A 2312-nucleotide genomic window follows, 5' to 3' on the forward strand; every position below is an offset into this window, starting at 1 on the left:
TTCTCAAAGCACTACCGGAGTTTTTTACGATTCCAGTCGTACTTTAAAGATGCAAGTTGATTTGAATGCTTCAATACAGAATAATTATTATTTCTTTGAAGTATTAAATCCTAATGCTAAACCAAGTCCGGATGATAATATAACGACACCTGAAAGTGTTGCTTTTAGTGGAACTGGACCGTTATGGAGTAACACTTTCACTTGGACTTCGTATTGGGATGCAAATGTACCTGGTCAAGGTTTTAAATGGGAGTTTAAAGGAAAAGGTACTACTCCTTCTTTTGGTTTTATAGCTAATTGCACCTTTAGTCGTTAAAAAATGAACGGGATTTAATTTGAATTGCACTTCTCAAAAAAGAGAAGTGCAATTCTTTTTAGTGTCTTTCTATCGGTGTAGCCAGTTACCGTTATCTAAAGTCTTTTGTAGTGTATTCCAAAGTTCTTTAAGAAAGTTTTTAAAGTGGATGTTATTTAGCCAAATTGTAGTAATACCATTCTGACTTTTGGAGATATCTATTTTCACGTTTTTAACTTGGTATGATTTTCTCTTGTCTTTATCGTAAAGGTTTCCAGTGTAGTATATTTCCTTTCCAATAAGAAGTTGTCGGATATCTTTATTTTGTATTCCCATAGTTTGGAGTTCCTCTATATTTTCCTGTGCATTTTCCATTTCCGGAAAAAGGTTGGTTATGGGTTTTAGTTTGGATGCTTCTGCCTTTATCTGTCTGTCGGTTGTTTCCTGTACCCTTCGCATCTCGATGTTGTTGGTTCTTAATTGTCCTTCTAAATTTTGATTCTTGAATGAGAGGTTATAATTTTCTTTTTTGAGGGTTTCAATTTCTTTGGCTTGTCGTTTTACTTCCCCTACATTAAAGACGCTTGTAACGGCATTAAATACGGTTTTTCCGGCTTTTGCGGCAGCTTCTTTGGCTTCGTTGATGTGTATGTCGGTTTTCATGCTGTTTAGCTCTTTTTGTGCCGTACTAAGTTCCTTTTGGACTGTGGTGATTTTCTCGGTTCCGGCAGTGTATGCCCTGTTTAGTTGCTCGATGTCTTTTTGAAGTTGTTCAGCTTTCTCTGTTTCCATTTTGTTTTTGTATTGCATGGCCGACAAGTGTTTCTTGTCTGAAGAAACTCCACGTTCCATGTTGAGACACTCTGCTGTTATAGTCTGCATCTCCGCCATGTCGTGTCTGTTCAGCTTTACAGTTTTTCCTGTATGGCCGTCCGTCCAGTCAAAGATCATGTGCGCATGATAGTTCGGTTTCCATGCTTCTTCCTTTCCGTCCCATACGTTTGCGCCTTCATCCTTATGGGTGTAGATTTGGAAGGCGTGCACTCCAAAGCGTTCTTCCAGTTTTTCGGCCAAGTCTTGAAGCTGCTGGATTGTGGTTTCCTCGCTGATTACTATTACCCCTTCCCGGATTGGGGTAGCTTTCTTCTGTAATCCTTGTCCGGTGGCTTCCTTGTATTTTTCCGTTATGTCCCGATGTACTTCGGCAATGGAACATTCTACCCACTGTTCGTTGCGGTGTGTGAGTTCCGGACGGATGTAGTCGAGCTCCTTGCTTCTTAAGTTGTGACGTTCCGAGCTGCCTATATTGCAGGCTTCCACTCTGATACATGTCTTTGCCATATCTTTAGGTTTTAGGTGTGTATGTCTGTTTAGAAGATGTGGCGTGAAACGTCACATCGCACGGGGTCGAGGGGACACCCCTCGCACACAACCCCTTTAGGGGTTATAGTGTGCTATAACCTTTTGCAAAGGTAAGCCTTCCGGACGGGATTTGCAAGCGCTCTGCCATGTGTTCCGGATGTGCTTGGGAACAGAAGCCGGACAAAAGGGAAAAGGACACAAGGCACAATAAAAAATCATCGGTCGGGGAGCGCTGCACGGCAAGGGGGTGCACCAACACTCCCGACGAGTGCAGCCATTGACAGGGTTCTCGGTGAAAATGGAAAAAAGTTGTTTTTCCTTTTGTTATTGTTATAACTTTACATATATTTGTATCGTGATAATCAATTATAAAGTTATAACATTATGGTAACGAATATTATTCAGATTGGAAACAGCAAGGGGATAATACTTCCTTCCGAAGTATTGAAACAGTTGCGTTTGTCCTTGAAATCGGCTGTGAGCATTTCTTTGGACGGGAACAATATTGTGATAAAGGCACAACCACGGCAGGGATGGGCGGAAGCTGCCAAACGTGCCCATGAGAATGGGGATGATGAGTTGCTTATCCCTGATGTGTTTGAGGATGAAAAGTTTGAGGATTGGACATGGTAGAACAGTATGAAGTGTATTGGGT

General features: G+C 41.4%; 2 protein-coding genes and 1 pseudogene. 2 read left to right on the forward strand and 1 reads right to left on the reverse strand.

From position 1 onward, the window contains the following. Positions 1-316: pseudogene (locus tag AB5443_RS25225) on the forward strand (hypothetical protein); the annotation flags it as partial. A 69-nt stretch (positions 317-385) separates the two neighbouring features. On the opposite strand, the gene AB5443_RS25230 reads toward AB5443_RS25225, so the two are convergent. Continuing rightward, the gene (locus AB5443_RS25230; protein WP_005799237.1) at positions 386-1636 is read right to left on the reverse strand and encodes an NBU/pMV158-type mobilization protein; all 1251 of its coding nucleotides are present in this window, start codon (positions 1634-1636) and stop codon (positions 386-388) included. 405 nt (positions 1637-2041) lie between these two features. Between AB5443_RS25230 and AB5443_RS25235 the strand changes: the two genes are divergently transcribed. Further along, on the forward strand, positions 2042-2290 hold the full coding sequence (locus AB5443_RS25235; RefSeq protein ID WP_005812783.1) for an AbrB/MazE/SpoVT family DNA-binding domain-containing protein: 249 nt from the start codon (positions 2042-2044) through the stop codon (positions 2288-2290). The last annotated feature ends 22 nt before the right edge of the window (positions 2291-2312 follow it).

The sequence above is a fragment of the Bacteroides sp. RTP21281st1_H5_RTP21281_210402 genome (assembly GCF_040918965.1).
GTDB classification, from domain to species: Bacteria; Bacteroidota; Bacteroidia; order Bacteroidales; family Bacteroidaceae; genus Bacteroides; species Bacteroides congonensis.

What these genes read in the sequence shown, in the direction of transcription:
- AB5443_RS25230 (WP_005799237.1), bottom strand. Translation starts at nt 1,636, where the DNA reads ATGGCAAAGACATGTATCAGAGTGGAAGCCTGCAATATAGGCAGCTCG.
- AB5443_RS25235 (WP_005812783.1), top strand. Translation starts at nt 2,042, where the DNA reads ATGGTAACGAATATTATTCAGATTGGAAACAGCAAGGGGATAATACTT.